Genomic DNA, 14,563 nt, shown 5'->3' with positions numbered 1-14,563 from the left:
TCGGCGGTTCTTATATAAAAAACATACTTCTTGCTTCTTATTTGACCGGTGCAGTGCACCGTCCCAACATATGTCATGCTTCGGCTGCGCTCAGCAACCGACAATAAAATATTTAAAATCTAGGTGGCCATGGCGACGGGGCCCACCCCTTTCCATTCCGAACAGGGAAGTTAAGCCCGTTTGCGCCGATGGTACTGCCACACCAGGTGGGAGAGTAGGTCGCCGCCTTCCTTGACCCTCCTTAGTCATTCGACTTCGGAGGGTTTTTTTATGCTTTCCACTCAAATTCCAGGTTGCAACTAAAAAATAAATCAATAAAGTAGGAAAAAGACTACAGTTAATATATATTTGGTTTATCTCAAATCTGAATTTATTTTCCCAGCCTATAATGAGATTGGACATTGTATGAAGCACTGCTATGGTATTTAGCTTTAGAATGTAAAACCTAGATACCATGAAAAAAAAATTACTTTTTGCCACTTTGTTGATTTGCGGTTTTGTGGCCCGCTCACAGTCCTGTAATTGCGATGTAACTCTTACAGGTCTGTCTTCAACCACACTAAACCTTGTATGGGCTTCCAACGTTAATTATGCTCCTGGGGATACCATATGCATTCCATCCGGGAACTATGCAGGTATCCGATTTTATGATTTTGAAGGTACTTCGACCAACCCAGTGGTCTTCAAGAATTGCGGTGGGCAAGTGGTTCTAAATGAAACTGCGTATTCAGCTTTGGAATTTAAAAACAGTAAATACATTCATCTTACAGGTTCGGGAGATGCTAGTTATAACTATGGCATCAAAATTACTGGGACTGGATCATGGGCAATGGGAGTAGTGCTCAGTGCATTTACAACGGATGTTGAAGTTGACCATATTGAGGTGGCTACAGCTGGGTTTGCAGGCTTCATGGCCAAAACCGACCCTGATTGCAACAACTCAGATACCTGGCGGGTTAATGGTTTTGTAATGAAAAACCTGAACATTCACCACAATTATATTCACAATACACATGGCGAGGGCATCTATATTGGTTTTACGCTGGGCTATAAACTGGACTCTGGTAGAAATTGCAATGGTACCGATGTCTATGGTCATTGGCTGGAAAATGTGGATATCCATCATAATGTGGTTGAAGATACGGGATGGGATGCCATTCAATTGAATCTGGCCCATATCAATGGAAAGGTTAGAGACAATACCATTTACGATTATGGAAATCGAGGGAATTGGGGACAAGCTTTTGCAATAAGTCTGGGTGGAGGCACTTATGAGGTGTACAACAACTTCGTGGAAAACGGCCCCTTGGAAAAGGGCTGGGGGATGCAAATCATCAATGGGGAAAGTGGAACCAAAGTATACAACAACGTATTTGTTAAGCCTAAAATGCATGGCGTTTTTCTACACAACCGACATGAATTTGACAATGTTACCGTGGGTTATTATGTAGCAAATAATACCATTGTGGAGCCAGAACGAGCTGGAGTGCATTACAATACCACAGTGTTGCATCCCGCAGATCCCGCAGATTTGCACCGTAATCAGAGCGAAGTACCCTCTTATTTTGTGAACAATCTTGTGGTGGATCCTGGTTATGATTTTGAGGGAGGCAATACCTGGAAGCAGAACCAAGAAAGCTATTTTGACTTTAATGAGCGGGATACTAGGGATAGTCTCCTCACCAATATCTATTCCAACATCATGACCCGGCAGATAGATACCCTAGGGTTGACAGATGCATCAGCCAACGATTTTAGTCCAGCATCTTCCAGTTCTGATGTAGTGGATTCTGGATCTAATCTAAGTAATTGGGGAATCACTTTCGATATGGACAACGCAAGCAGGCCCATTGGAAGCAATTTTGATGTTGGCGCCTACGAATACCAATCAACAAGTACCAGCTTGAGAGCTAGCATACCCATGGATCCTGAGCTGTATGATGTAAGCAATGAAGTGCAGATTCAGACCGTATTTTATCCAAACCCTTCTAAAACCTCATTTCGATTGCAAAACACAGATTACGAAAAAGTTGTCTTGCAATTGATTCATTTGGATGGTAGGATACTGCATACGGGTACCTATAAAATTGGAACTCCATTTAGTGTGGAAAAATACAAATCGGGGCTCTACTTTTTGAAAGTGATAGCTCCCGACAAAACAGAGACGCACCGTTTGGTGATTCGATAAAAAAAGCCCCCTGTTCAAAGAACAGAGAGCTATAGGGTCTGGTTGGTTATTGTTAAATTTAGACCCTTGGTAGATCTCCATCTCCCTTTAGTGGGAGATTGGAGTCTCCCATTAGAAAGCTGTCCACGTGATGTGCTGCCTGTCTGCCTTCAGAAATGGCCCAAACAATAAGGGATTGTCCTCTTCTTTGGTCCCCTGCAACAAATACACCTAGTACATTGGTTTTATAATCTTTGGCCGAAGCATTGATGTTGGTCCTTGGGTCAAGTTCCAGTCCTAGCTCATCGGCTATGGTGGTCTCAGAACCGGTGAATCCTAGGGCTAGTAAGGCCAAATCGCATTCCCACTCCTTTTCTGTACCCTCAACTTCCTTTAAAACGGGTCGTTGTCCGGGTACTTTTTCCCAAACCACTTCAGCTGTGACCAAACCCTTAAGGTTGCCATTTTTATCTCCAACAAATTTCTTGGTTGAAATACTGAAAACACGATCCGCCCCCTCTTTGTGGGAAGTACTGGTACGAAGCCGCATGGGCCAAAACGGCCAAGGTTGACCCTCGGGACGTTCTGGGGTTGATTTGGGCATAATCTCAAAATTGGTTACGGAAACGGCCCCATGTCTTATGGAAGTTCCGATACAGTCAGAACCGGTATCTCCCCCTCCAATGACGATGACCTTTTTCCCTTTAGCCGTCAATTCCTCTCCTTTATATGGAATGCCATCCACTTTTCTGTTGTTTTGTGGAAGAAAATCCATAGCCTGGACAACACCTTTCAAATCTGCTCCTGGTATAGGAAGCCTTCTTCTTACGGTTGCTCCTCCGCAGAGTACAATGGCATCGTAATCTTTGCGAAGTTGTGAAGCCGAGACATCTACACCGACATGGATTCCGGTTTTGAATACGATTCCTTCCGCTTCCATCACTTCCAATCTTCGGTCAATAATATGTTTCTCCATCTTGAAATCAGGAATTCCATAACGAAGCAATCCACCCACTTTTTCATCCCTTTCAAATACCGTAACGGTATGCCCAGCTCTATTTAGTTGTTGGGCGGCGGCCAAACCAGCAGGTCCCGATCCTACAACCGCAACTTTTTTATCTGTTCTGGTTGTGGGCGGCTCTGGGATGATCCAACCATTTTTAAAGGCCGTCTCCACAATATTCTTTTCAATATTTTCGATAGAAACAGGGTCTTCGTTGATGCCCAAAACACAGGCTTCCTCACAGGGGGCAGGGCATAACCTACCCGTGAATTCCGGAAAATTGTTCGTTGAATGAAGAATCTTTGTGGCCTTTTCCCATTTTCCTTGGTAAACGGCATCGTTAAAATCGGGAATAAGATTTCCAAGTGGACATCCGCTGTGGCAAAATGGGATACCGCAGTCCATACAACGCGCGCCTTGGTCTTTAAGTTCCTTTTCCTTTAACGGAATGGTAAATTCCTTATAGTTTTTGATTCGCTCTTTGACAGGGGCATAGCCTTCATCTTTCCTATCAAATTCCATAAATCCAGTCGTCTTTCCCATGGCTCAAATTATAAGGTTTGTAATTTTTCTTTTTCCAATCTGATCAATGCTTGTCGATATTCTTCAGGGAAAACTTTGATGAATTTTGGGAGATACTTTTCCCAACCCTCCAAGATTTCTTGCGCCAATGGGCTTAAGGTGGCATTGTAATGATTTTCAATGAGTCCTCTCAATTGTTTGATGTCATTGTCTTCCTCGACAGCCAACAGGTTGAGAGTCTCCCCGTTGCATCTCTTTTCGAACATACCATCCGTGTCCAGTACATAGGCGATTCCTCCACTCATTCCCGCACCAAAGTTTCTTCCAACAGATCCTAAAATAACGGCAACTCCACCGGTCATATATTCACATCCATGATCCCCAATGCCTTCCACAACCGCTTTTGCTCCCGAATTTCGAACACAGAAACGCTCCCCGGCCTTTCCATTAATATAGGCTTCTCCTGAGGTGGCTCCGTATAAGGTTACATTTCCGGTTATGATATTTTCCTGAGGCTTTAAGGTTGACTTGTCCGGTACTTTAATGATCAATTTAGCGCCGGATAGTCCCTTTCCTAGATAGTCATTGGTGTTGCCATTGACCACCATGGTGAGCCCTTTAGTGGCAAAAGCTCCAAAACTTTGTCCCGCAGAGCCGGTAAAGTTGATTTTGAGCGTATTCTCCGGAAGTCCCTCAGCTCCATAAATTTTGGAAATCTCGTTGCTGATAATGGCTCCAACCGCCCTGTTGGTGTTATAAATTGGGAAATCCAAAACGGTTTTCTCCTTTCTGAACAAAGCAGGATGCGCTTGGGCAATGATGTCAAATTCAATGGAATCTTCAATACCATGCACTTGTTTTTGGGTGTTGTAGAATTTTGTTCCTTTCGGTACATCAACCTGATAAAGAATCGGCGTAAGGTCTATCCCCGCAGCCTTGTAGTGCTCAATGGCCTTCTTTCTATCCAGTTTTTGAACCTGACCTACCATTTCATTCACGGTCCTAAACCCTAGCTTGGCCATAATTTCGCGCAGTTCCTGGGCTACGAAATACATATAGTTAACTACGTGCTCAGGTTTCCCTTTGAATTTTTTACGTAACTCCGGGTTTTGCGTGGCAATTCCCACTGGACATGTATTCAGGTGGCATACGCGCATCATAATACATCCTGAGGCTACCAACGGAGCAGTGGCGAAACCAAATTCTTCAGCTCCCAAAAGACAAGCTACTGCAACGTCCCTTCCTGTTTTTAATTGGCCATCGCATTCCAATACAATCCGATTTCGAAGGTCGTTCAATACCAAGGTTTGCTGCGCTTCCGCAATACCCAACTCCCAAGGAAGTCCGGCATGTTTTAGGGAAGTCAAGGGTGAAGCACCTGTTCCGCCATCAAAACCTGAGATAAGAATCACATCCGCTTTCGCTTTGGAAACCCCGGCTGCAACGGTTCCAACCCCAACTTCGGAAACCAATTTCACGTTGATTCGGGCATCTTTATTGGCAGATTTAAGGTCATAAATTAATTGGGATAGATCTTCAATGGAATAAATATCATGATGGGGAGGAGGAGAAATAAGTCCTACATAAGGCGTAGAATTCCTGGTTTTGGCGATAGCGGGATTCACCTTTGGTCCTGGCAATTGCCCACCTTCACCTGGCTTGGCCCCCTGTGCCATTTTAATTTGAATTTCCTGTGCGTTGGTCAAGTAGTTGGAGGTGACTCCAAATCTGCCTGAGGCCACCTGTTTGATGGCACTGTTCTTCCAATCCCCTGTTTGATTTTTATAGAAACGAGCCGAATCCTCACCGCCTTCTCCCGAATTGCTTTTTCCTCCGATACGGTTCATGGCAATCGCTAGATTTTCATGGGCTTCCTTGCTAATACTTCCATAAGACATGGCCCCTGTTTTGAAACGTTTTACGATTTCAGTCCAAGGTTCCACCTCCTCAATTGGAATGGGGTCGTAGTTCGAAAACTCGAACAATCCCCGGATGGTCATTAAGTTTTTGGACTGCTCATTCACCAACTCGGAATACTCTTTATAAGTCTCCGGCTCGTTATTGCGTACCGATTTTTGAAGTTTGGCGATGGTCAATGGATTGAACATGTGCTTTTCACCATCCCGTCTCCAACGGTACTCTCCACCAATCTCAATGTCCAGATTGGCCGCTAATTCCTGATTTTTGAATGCCTTTTTATGGCGTTTGGCAATCTCCTTTTCAATCTCATATAATCCTATCCCCTGGATTCTTGTGGGGGTATTTGGAAAATATTTACCTACCACTTTGGTATTGATTCCAATGCACTCGAACAACTGCGAGCCGCGATAGGAATTCAATGTGGAGATTCCAATTTTGTTCATCACTTTTAGGATGCCTTTTCCAATGGCTTTGTTATAGTTATGGATGGCTTCCTCAAAGGTGTATTCCGTAATGTCGTTTTCTTCAATTTGCTCCCCTATGATCTCATTAACCAAATAGGGGTTGATGGCACTTGCACCAAAACCGAAAAGCAGGGCAAAATGATGAACCTCCCTGGGTTCAGCAGATTCCACTATGATGCTCAGTTTAGAACGCTTGCCCATTCGGCTTAAACCGCTGTTTACATAAGAACAGGCTAGAAGTGCTGGAATGGCCGCCATTTCCGAGCTAACCATCCTGTCTGATAAAATAATGATGTTGGCTCCTTCATCTATGGCATCTGAGGCTTGCTGCAGAACAGAATCCAAAGCCTCTTCAATTCCATTGTGTCCCTTGGCAATTTCATATAGGATGGAAATGGAAACTACCTTATAATCTGGACTGGCGTCATAATTTTTTATTTTATCCAAATCCTCTTTAGAGATTACGGGATTTTGGATTTTGAGTTTACGGCAGTGCAGCTCATTGATCTCAAATAGATTTTGATCACTACCTAGGGTAAGACTGATATCGGTAATCAATTCTTCCCGAATACCATCCAAAGGTGGATTGGTCACCTGCGCAAATAACTGCTTGAAGTAATTGTAAATCAACTGTGGGCGTTCGGATAATACCGCGATAGGGGTGTCGGAGCCCATGGAGCCAATCGGTTCCTTCCCATTTTTGGCCATGGGAAGAATAATGGTGTTGATGTCCTCCAAGGTATAGCCAAAAGCTGCCCTGCGGGTTTCCAATGGAAACTCACCGTAAAAAACAGGACAGTCATTATATGGAATATCCTTTAGGTGAACCAGGTTATTTTTAAGCCATTTTTTATACGGGTGTCGCTTGGCAATGGCTTCTTTTATTTCTTCATCATTAACGATACGTCCTTCCTCCATGTTCACCAAGAACATTTTACCAGGTTCCAGCCTTCCATGGAATTCAATATCCTCAGGCTGTAAATCCACCACCCCGGTCTCAGAGGACATGATTACATATCCTTTTTTGGTCACCGAATATCTTGATGGGCGCAGTCCATTTCGGTCTAAAACCGCCCCAATATAATTTCCATCAGTGAAGGGAATGGAAGCAGGTCCGTCCCAAGGTTCCATCAAACAAGAGTTGTATTCGTAGAAGGCTCTTTTGGACTCGGACATTTCGGTATTCTTCTCCCAAGCTTCGGGTACCAACATCATCATAACTTCGGGCAAAGAGCGACCTGTCATCAATAGTAGTTCAACAACCATGTCCATACTTGCGGAATCCGATTTTCCCGGAAGTACGACTGGAAGAATCTTTTTAATGTCTTCCCCAAACCAATCACTTTCCAATAACTCTTGACGTGATCGCATTCTAGAAACATTACCTCTAAGCGTATTGATTTCCCCATTGTGGCACATGTATCGGAAAGGCTGGGCCAAATCCCAAGTTGGAAACGTATTGGTGGAAAACCTTTGGTGTACCAGAGCCAATCGGGTAACAACCCTAGAATCCAACAAATCCTGATAGTATCTACTGATATCCTGCGGAACCAACAATCCCTTGAAAATGATAATTTTTGTGGAAAGGCTTGGCAGATAGAAGAACTGACTTTGGGATAATTTGCTTTTGATTATGGTATGCTCAGTTACCTTGCGTGCTATAAAAAGTTTCAAATTGAACTGGAAATCATCCAAATCATCAACTTTACCTATAAACACCTGTTTTACGAAAGGTTCAGTCTCCGCTGCAATTCTTCCGGGCACGGATCGGTTCACAGGAACATCCCTCCATCCCAACAGTTGCAATCCCTGTTTTTTGATGTTTTCCTCTAACGTCGCTATGCAAAAATCACGCTGATTTTCCTTTTGCGGTAGAAAGACATTGCTCACGGCATACGCTCCTGCTTTGGGCAACTCAAAGGGGCATACCTCGGTAAAAAAGTCGTGGGGGATATCAATAAGGATACCTGCACCATCCCCAGTTTTTCCATCCGCACTTACAGCACCTCTGTGTTCCAATTTATCCAGAATCTCGAGTGCCTTGTGAATTATGTCGTTTGATTTCTTTCCTTTTAGACTACAAATAAAACCTGCGCCACAATTGTCATGCTCAAATTCCGGCAGGTATAACCCTTGTTTTTCCAACTTCCTCATCATTATGGTATTTGTTCAAAAATATCATTTTTGATAAAGAAAAGGCATGGTTTTCAAGCAAATGCAACTAATTCATCAACGTTTGTGTAAATGCTTTAAAAATTATGCAAATTAAAAATTTGGGGAATCGATAATTATGATAATCTCAATTTTAAAGAAGGGTTAAGCACAATTTCTCTGAAATCAAGGGGGTGTTAGGCATAAAGTCTCAATTTTATCAACTACGAGATATGAATGATAAGGGGTGAAACATGACAATTGTCAGGTTTTGATATGTGACCCCCTAAAAACCAAGGGGTGACTTAAACGGAAGAATTGAAAATTTAATCTTTTAGGATACTTCGGGAGATTACCATTTTCTGAATCTCGGAAGTACCTTCATAGATTTGGGTGATTTTGGCATCGCGCATAAGTCGCTCTACGTGGTATTCCTTTACAAATCCATTTCCGCCGTGTATTTGAACAGCCTCTACTGCAGTTTCCATGGCAATCTCAGAGGCATATAACTTGGCCATTGCACCGGATAAGGAGTAGTCTTTCCCCAAATCTTTATCGCATGCAGCTTGGTATACCAAATAACGGGCTGCCTGTATTTTGGTGTGCATATCTGCAAGTTTAAAGGCTATGGCTTGGTGATTGGCAATCTCAGTGCCAAAGGCTTTTCGTTCTTTGGCGTATTTTTTGGAAAGCTCATAGGCTCCAGCTGCTATACCCAAGGCTTGTGCCGCTATCCCAATCCGACCACCTGAAAGGGTCTTCATGGCGAATTTGAACCCAAAGCCATCCTCACCGATTCGATTCTCTTTTGGAACTTTCACATCGTTGAAGATCAAAGAATGGGTGTCACTTCCTCGAATACCCAGTTTGTTTTCTTTTGGACCAATTTCAAAACCGTCCATTCCCTTTTCCACAATTAAGGCATTGATGCCACGGTGACCCTTATCGGCATCTGTTTGGGCGATTACCAGATAGAATTCGGCCGAACTTCCATTGGTAATCCAATTTTTGGTACCGTTTAATATGTAATGGTCTCCTTTATCTATTGCGGTTGTTTTTTGTGAGGTTGCATCTGAACCTGCTTCTGGTTCCGAAAGACAAAATGCGCCAATGACCTCTCCAGAAGCCAAGCGGGTAAGGTATTTTTCTTTTTGGGTTTCGCTGCCAAAAGTTTCAAGCCCCCAGCAAACCAATGAATTGTTTACCGAAACCATGACGGAAGCTGAAGCATCAACTTTGGACAATTCTTCCATGGCCAAAACATAGGATAGGGTGTCAAGACCGCTGCCTCCATATTTTTCAGCCACCATCATTCCCATAAATCCCAGGCCAGCCATTTTTTCAACCAGCTCCCATGGGAATTTTTGCGCATCATCCCGTTCAATGATTCCGGGCAATAGCTCATTTTGGGCAAAATCCTTGGCCGCTTGCTGTATCATCAGTTGTTCTTCCGAAAGTGAAAATTCCATAAAATTGAGAAATAGTTAAAAAAGGGATACAAATATAGCTTTTAGGTGGTTATTTTTCAGCAAAAAACCCATTAAAATGAGAATAACCTAATTCAATGAATGGAATTTTTAATCTAATAAAGGCAGATTTAATTTTCTGGAACGAAGATTATGTGGGAAAATCCATTTTGAATATCTTTAGCAACAAGCTCGGCTGAAAAGCAGGGCCAGTTTCAACTTCATTAAACCAACTAACTATGGAAACCATCCTCATTGCCATATTTGTCTTAGGCTATTTAGCTATTACCCTGGAACACAACCTTAAAATAGACAAGCTGATTCCAGCTTTGGCCATGATGGCCATTCTTTGGGCCATGATGGCATTTGGAATTGATGGGTTTACAACATGGTTTGATTCCGGGAAGCATGCCCTAATGGATGGTTTTGGAGACTTGGGGCATGAGGATAAAATGCACATGCTGGAGGAGACCCTGTTGCACCACTTGGGTAAAACCTCGGAGATTTTGGTGTTTCTATTAGGCGCCATGACCATTGTGGAGATCATTGATTATTTTGATGGTTTCGCTACCATTAAATCTTATGTAAAAACAAGGAGCAAGCGTAAAATCCTATGGATATTTGCCTTTTTGGCCTTCATTCTTTCCGCGATCATAGACAACCTTACCGCCACTATCGTTTTGGTCTCCATACTTCAAAAGGTTATTAGGGACAGAAATGTTAGAATTTGGTATGCCGGTTTGATCATAATCGCGGCGAATGCTGGAGGGGCATGGTCTCCCATCGGTGATGTTACCACTACCATGCTTTGGATTGGAAACAAGGTTACCACGGCTAAGTTGATCGGTTACTTATTGGTGCCTTCCTTGATTTGTATGTTGGTACCTACCTTTATCGCCTCCTTTATGTCCGCCTTTAAAGGTGAAATAGATTTGGAAGAAGCAACTCCGGCCAAATCCAAATTTGGGGCCACTATGTTGTACCTTGGTCTGGGTGCGATTGTTTTTGTGCCAATTTTCAAAACGGTGACGCATTTACCACCCTATGTGGGAATGATGTTGTCACTTGCCGTTGTGGCCACTTTTGCTGAAATCTACAGTAGCTCCAAAATCACGATCTCTTCTGTGGATCCTGAAAGTGATGCTGGGGCACACCACAGTCCGGTGCACAGCGCCTTGACCAAGATAGAATTGCCAAGTATCCTATTCTTCCTTGGAATTTTGATGGCGGTTGCGGCCCTGGAATCTCTTGGATTGTTGTTCAACTTTGCAGAAAACCTAAAACAAAGTGTTGGCTTACTAGGCACCGAACTTGAAGGAACCCAGGTATCCGATTTGGTAGTGATTATTTTGGGAATCGGTTCTGCAATTATTGACAATGTTCCCTTGGTGGCAGCCAGTTTGGGAATGTTCTCTGAGCCTATAGATAATCCATTGTGGCACTTTATTGCCTATTCAGCTGGTACTGGAGGTAGTATGTTGATCATTGGTTCTGCTGCTGGTGTGGTGGCCATGGGAATGGAAAAAATCGACTTCTTTTGGTATCTCAGAAAAATAGCATGGTTGGCCTTCATAGGATTTATTGCGGGCGCCATTTGCTTCATTGGAATGCGATATTTTTTCTAAAAAATACTTTAGCTCAAAAATCTCCGTTATTATTGCAACTAAAATTGGGGATTTTATATGATTATTTTTCAAGATTTGGAAGAGGGATCCGAGATTGCGGCAGCTATTTCGGAGGAAAAAACCCTTTCTGTTATTGACCTTATCGTTAATGGGGGAACAGGAAGTGTTGTTATCATAATGGTACTTTTTGTACTTCTTTTTGTAGCACTCTACATTTACTTTGAGCGCATTTTTGCAATTAAAGCAGCATCAAAGATTGACAAAAACTTTATGAACCAAATTCGTGACCACGTCATGAATGGAAAGTTGGACGCTGCCAAAATTTTGTGTGCCCAGACCGATTCACCGGTGGCCAGATTAACTGAGAAAGGTGTTTCGCGAATTGGAAAGCCTTTGGATGATATTAATACGGCTATTGAAAATGCGGGTACCTTGGAGGTTTACAAACTGGAAAAGAATGTAAGTGTCTTGGCCACAGTAGCAGGAGCGGCACCCATGATAGGTTTCTTGGGGACTGTGATTGGTATGATTTTGGCATTCCATGAAATGGCAAGTAGTGGCGGACAAGCAGAAATGGGATCTTTGGCATCTGGAATTTATACAGCTATGACCACAACTGTTGCCGGTTTGGTGGTTGGTATCATTGCCTATATTGGATATAACCACTTGGTGAACAGAACAGATAAAGTGGTTCATAAAATGGAAGCCAATGCCGTTGAGTTTTTGGATTTATTGAATGAACCCATCTAGCGTTCAGACATGAAATTAAAGGGAAGAAATAAGGTAAGTCCAGAGTTTAGCATGTCGTCAATGACAGATATTGTATTCTTGTTGTTGGTGTTTTTTATGTTGACCTCAAATGCTCCCAATGCACTGGATTTACTGTTACCAAAGGCCAAAGGGAAATCGACGAACACCCAAAACGTTTCAGTGACCATCAACAAGAATCTGGAATATTTTGTGAACAATGAGCAAATTAGCTCAGAATACATTGAAATTGAATTAAAAAAGGCACTAAAAGGGCAGGAGAAGCCTACAATCATTCTAAGGGCAGAACAGAGCGTAGCCATTAAAGAGGCAGTAAACGTGATGGATATAGCCAACAGAAACAGTTACAAGGTTATCTTGGCGGTGCGGCCAAAATAATGTCATTTTTAGATACGAGACACAAGAAAAAATCCTTCACACTTACCACTTTATTGTTAAGTGCTTTACTTCTATTGCTTTTTTATATTGGGCTCACCTATTTGGATCCACCCATTGAAAATGGGATTGCAGTAAATTTCGGCACTACAGATTTTGGTAGCGGGCCTATTCAGCCCAAGGAGAAAGTACGGTCGGAGCCTAAACAGGTGAAAACCGAACAAATTCCCGAACCCGTTCCAGAGCAAGCGGAACCTGAGCCTGTTGCACCCCCTGAGCCTGTGGAAAAGGTAGTGACCCAAGACAACGAGGAAACCATCCGAATAAATCAGCAAAAAGAAGCCAAAAGAAAGGCCGAAGAAGCTGAAAGAAAAGCAAAGGCCGAAGCAGAGCGGATCGCTCGTGAAAAGCAGCAGGCCGAAGAACGCAAGAGAAAGGAACAGGAGGCTAAAAAGAAAAGTTTGGATGCCCTAATCGGTGGAATTGGCAAGTCTGATGGTAAAACCACTGGAAGTGAGGGCGACGACAATAGGCAGGGCGACAAAGGCCAGCCAGATGGAGATCCCTACGCCACAAGTTATTATGGAGCGCCAGGTAGTGGAAGTGGAACAGGCGGTTATGGACTCAATGGACGTTCTTTGGTAAGCAAGGGTAAAGTGCAGCAAGAATGCAATGAAGAAGGCCGTGTAGTGGTTCGAATTGTTGTGGATAGAAATGGAAGGGTCGTAAAAGCAACTCCTGGAGTTAAGGGAACTACCAATAACGCACCTTGTTTGTTGGATCCCGCACGAAAAACCGCTCTCTTGCACAAATGGAACCTGGATTCCAATGCACCATCGCAACAAATAGGCTTTGTTGTGGTCAACTTTAAGCTGGGGCAATAACACCATGACTTACGAGGAAACCCTGGACTGGATGTTCCAACAGCTTCCCATGTACCAACAAAAGGGGCAAGTGGCGCTTAAGAACAAGTTGGATAATATTCTGGCTTTTTCGGAGGTCTTGGGAAATCCCCATCAGAAATTTAAGAGTATCCATGTAGCCGGAACTAATGGCAAGGGATCCAGCAGCCATATGTTGGCTTCTGTTTTGCAGGAAGCGGGCTATAAGGTGGGATTATATACTTCTCCCCATTTAAAGGACTTTCGGGAGCGTATCCGAATCAATGGGAAAAAAATCGGGAAGAAATCCGTAAAAAAATTCATCAAAAAGCACAAGTCATTTTTTGAACACCACGAGCTCTCTTTTTTTGAGATGACCGTTGGGATGGCCTTTCATTATTTTGCCAAAAAGCAGGTGGACATTGCAGTTATTGAGGTTGGTCTTGGGGGGCAATGGGATTCTACAAACATTATTGTGCCTGAAGTTTCCCTGATTACCAACATTGGTTTGGATCACACCCATATTTTGGGGGATACGCTGGAGAAAATTGCCTTGGAAAAGGCGGGGATAATCAAGAAGGAAATTCCTGTGGTCATTAGTGAACGGCAACCGGAAACCGAAGGGATATTCAACATAATTGCAGCCAAGAAAGATTCGAGCATAAGTTTTGCAGAGGACACCACCATCGAAAATTATAAAACGGACCTATTAGGAGACTACCAGATTAAAAATATCAAAGGCGTGGTGAGTGCCTTAAAAGTGCTCAAGGGATTTAAGATTAGAAAACGCCATATCAGGGAAGGATTGAAAAAAGTGACTGATAATACGGGTTTGTTGGGAAGATGGCAGGTGTTGGGCGAACATCCCTATCTGGTATGCGATGCTGCCCATAACAAGGAAGGCCTGCAATTGGTATTGAACCAAATTACATTGCACAAATTTGAAAAACTGCATATGGTACTTGGTTTTGTAAACGACAAAAATTTAGAAAATATACTTGGTCTTTTTCCCAAGAAGGCGACTTATTACTTCGTAACTCCTAACATTCCCAGAGGACTTGCTGCCAACAATTTAAGAGATACTGCCAAAGGGTTTGGATTGGAAGGAGAAGCTTTTGATTCTGTTAAGAAAGGGCTTGACCAAGCCTTGGAACATGCAGGAAAGAAAGATTTTATCTACGTGGGAGGGAGTACTTTTGTTGTTGCCGAAGTTGTTTAATC

9 protein-coding genes and 1 rRNA gene are annotated in these 14,563 nt (G+C 43.0%); 7 read left to right on the top strand and 3 right to left on the bottom strand.

What is annotated here, in order from left to right; all coding sequences use genetic code 11:
- Positions 1 to 119 precede the first annotated feature (119 nt).
- Positions 120 to 231: ribosomal RNA gene (gene rrf, locus ACRHOZ_RS05745) — 5S ribosomal RNA — on the top strand.
- 223 nt (positions 232 to 454) lie between these two features.
- The gene (locus tag ACRHOZ_RS05740; RefSeq protein ID WP_431123300.1) at positions 455 to 2,188 is read left to right on the top strand and encodes a T9SS type A sorting domain-containing protein; all 1,734 of its coding nucleotides are present in this window, start codon (positions 455 to 457) and stop codon (positions 2,186 to 2,188) included.
- Positions 2,189 to 2,246: 58 nt separating this feature from the next.
- On the opposite strand, the gene ACRHOZ_RS05735 is transcribed toward ACRHOZ_RS05740, so the two are convergent.
- The 3 genes from ACRHOZ_RS05735 to ACRHOZ_RS05725 form a co-directional block, all read right to left on the bottom strand.
- Complete coding sequence (locus ACRHOZ_RS05735) at positions 2,247 to 3,713, bottom strand: glutamate synthase subunit beta (RefSeq protein ID WP_431123298.1); 1,467 nt, start codon at positions 3,711 to 3,713, stop codon at positions 2,247 to 2,249.
- Positions 3,714 to 3,721: 8 nt separating this feature from the next.
- On the bottom strand, positions 3,722 to 8,230 hold the full coding sequence (gene gltB, locus ACRHOZ_RS05730; protein ID WP_431123336.1) for a glutamate synthase large subunit: 4,509 nt from the start codon (positions 8,228 to 8,230) through the stop codon (positions 3,722 to 3,724).
- 323 nt (positions 8,231 to 8,553) lie between these two features.
- On the bottom strand, positions 8,554 to 9,696 hold the full coding sequence (locus ACRHOZ_RS05725; protein WP_431123295.1) for an acyl-CoA dehydrogenase: 1,143 nt from the start codon (positions 9,694 to 9,696) through the stop codon (positions 8,554 to 8,556).
- A 236-nt stretch (positions 9,697 to 9,932) separates the two neighbouring features.
- Between ACRHOZ_RS05725 and nhaD the strand changes: the two genes are divergently transcribed.
- From nhaD to ACRHOZ_RS05700, 5 genes are read left to right on the top strand one after another with little or no spacing between them, the layout of a single operon-like run.
- Entirely contained in the window at positions 9,933 to 11,318 is a 1,386-nt protein-coding gene (gene nhaD, locus ACRHOZ_RS05720; RefSeq protein WP_431123292.1) for a sodium:proton antiporter NhaD, read from the top strand.
- Positions 11,319 to 11,375: 57 nt separating this feature from the next.
- On the top strand, positions 11,376 to 12,068 hold the full coding sequence (locus ACRHOZ_RS05715) for a MotA/TolQ/ExbB proton channel family protein (protein ID WP_420400773.1): 693 nt from the start codon (positions 11,376 to 11,378) through the stop codon (positions 12,066 to 12,068).
- A 9-nt stretch (positions 12,069 to 12,077) separates the two neighbouring features.
- A complete protein-coding gene (locus tag ACRHOZ_RS05710; protein ID WP_420400772.1) occupies positions 12,078 to 12,464 on the top strand; it encodes an ExbD/TolR family protein in 387 nt (128 codons plus the stop codon).
- A complete protein-coding gene (locus ACRHOZ_RS05705) occupies positions 12,464 to 13,345 on the top strand; it encodes an energy transducer TonB (protein ID WP_431123289.1) in 882 nt (293 codons plus the stop codon). The genes ACRHOZ_RS05710 and ACRHOZ_RS05705 overlap by 1 nt, the downstream gene beginning before the upstream one ends.
- Before the next feature lie 4 nt (positions 13,346 to 13,349).
- Positions 13,350 to 14,561, top strand: a complete 1,212-nt coding sequence (locus ACRHOZ_RS05700) for a bifunctional folylpolyglutamate synthase/dihydrofolate synthase (protein ID WP_431123287.1) — start codon at positions 13,350 to 13,352, stop codon at positions 14,559 to 14,561.
- Positions 14,562 to 14,563: the final 2 nt, after the last annotated feature.

Origin of the sequence: Flagellimonas flava (genome assembly GCF_050617915.1) — a bacterium.
Taxonomy (GTDB): domain Bacteria; phylum Bacteroidota; class Bacteroidia; order Flavobacteriales; family Flavobacteriaceae; genus Flagellimonas; species Flagellimonas flava_A.
The sequence above is the reverse complement of the archived record's forward strand: the minus strand, read 5'-3'. Positions and strand labels throughout refer to the sequence as shown.

What these genes read in the sequence shown, in the direction of transcription:
- gltB (WP_431123336.1), bottom strand. Translation starts at nt 8,230, where the DNA reads ATGAGGAAGTTGGAAAAACAAGGGTTATACCTGCCGGAATTTGAGCAT.
- ACRHOZ_RS05705 (WP_431123289.1), top strand. Translation starts at nt 12,464, where the DNA reads ATGTCATTTTTAGATACGAGACACAAGAAAAAATCCTTCACACTTACC.
- ACRHOZ_RS05725 (WP_431123295.1), bottom strand. Translation starts at nt 9,696, where the DNA reads ATGGAATTTTCACTTTCGGAAGAACAACTGATGATACAGCAAGCGGCC.
- ACRHOZ_RS05735 (WP_431123298.1), bottom strand. Translation starts at nt 3,713, where the DNA reads ATGGGAAAGACGACTGGATTTATGGAATTTGATAGGAAAGATGAAGGC.
- ACRHOZ_RS05740 (WP_431123300.1), top strand. Translation starts at nt 455, where the DNA reads ATGAAAAAAAAATTACTTTTTGCCACTTTGTTGATTTGCGGTTTTGTG.
- ACRHOZ_RS05715 (WP_420400773.1), top strand. Translation starts at nt 11,376, where the DNA reads ATGATTATTTTTCAAGATTTGGAAGAGGGATCCGAGATTGCGGCAGCT.
- nhaD (WP_431123292.1), top strand. Translation starts at nt 9,933, where the DNA reads ATGGAAACCATCCTCATTGCCATATTTGTCTTAGGCTATTTAGCTATT.
- ACRHOZ_RS05710 (WP_420400772.1), top strand. Translation starts at nt 12,078, where the DNA reads ATGAAATTAAAGGGAAGAAATAAGGTAAGTCCAGAGTTTAGCATGTCG.
- ACRHOZ_RS05700 (WP_431123287.1), top strand. Translation starts at nt 13,350, where the DNA reads ATGACTTACGAGGAAACCCTGGACTGGATGTTCCAACAGCTTCCCATG.